Source organism: Xenorhabdus santafensis (assembly GCF_033949405.1).
GTDB classification, from domain to species: Bacteria; Pseudomonadota; Gammaproteobacteria; order Enterobacterales; family Enterobacteriaceae; genus Xenorhabdus; species Xenorhabdus santafensis.
The window spans coordinates 1-427 of record NZ_VCDN01000509.1; the positions used below are offsets into that span (position 1 = coordinate 1).

The 427-nt window shown below is 43.6% G+C and carries 1 protein-coding gene; it reads right to left on the reverse strand.

What is annotated here, in order from left to right:
• Positions 1 to 427 (reverse strand): type I methionyl aminopeptidase (map, locus tag FE392_RS23210; RefSeq protein ID WP_319932029.1); only part of this gene is annotated, 427 nt, incomplete at both ends.

The window sequence follows — 427 nt, forward strand, 5'->3', positions numbered from 1 at the left end:
CTAGGGCCTCTATTTGGTGGACCATAGTGCGGGATTTGAGGGTCCTCATGTAAGTCTTGCCCGATTCCGTGACCAACATACTCCCTAACGATCGAGAATCCATTCTCTTCAGCATGGGTTTGAACCGCATGTGAGATATTTGATAATCTCTCGCCTGGTTTTACTTGTTCTAGACCAAGATACAACGATTTTTCTGTGACATCAAGTAGCTTTTGAACAGATTCAGAAATGTTTCCAACTGGATACGTCCATGCAGAATCTCCATGGTACCCATTGTATTTCGCACCAATATCGATACTGATGATATCGCCCTCTTTGAGCTTGCGCTTTCCTGGAATTCCGTGTACAAGCTCTTCATTTACAGAAGCACATATGCTCCCCGGAAATCCGTTGTATCCTTTAAAAGATGGCGTAGCACCATATTTTT